This is a genomic window from Pseudomonas sp. AC463 (genome assembly GCF_979253585.1).
In genome coordinates, this window is sequence record NZ_CEEDDZ010000744.1 from 1 (window position 1) to 262 (window position 262).

At 64.9% G+C, this 262-nt stretch carries 1 protein-coding gene; it reads left to right on the forward strand.

Going from position 1 to position 262, the window contains the following annotated elements:
- The coding region (locus AC0IYH_RS32195) for a hypothetical protein (protein ID WP_471838380.1) at positions 1–262 on the forward strand (262 nt) is incomplete at both ends.

Genomic DNA, 262 nt, shown 5'->3' on the forward strand with positions numbered 1-262 from the left:
GTCGAGGGCAGTGTCGACTTCACGCCCACCGGTCTCGATTTCGACGATCCCGCCAGCTACAATTTCCGTGGCTTTTACGACCAGCGCAACCGCGCCACCGGCGAGCAGATTCAGTGGCAGGGCAACATGGTCCTCGACACCGGATCGGAGCTGTTTCCGGACTTCCAGATCGGCCTGCGCTACGCCAATCGTGACGCCAGCGCACGGTCGGGGGATCGCTACGCCGCCTTCCCGCAGCTCGGCATCCCGATCGCGCAGGTGC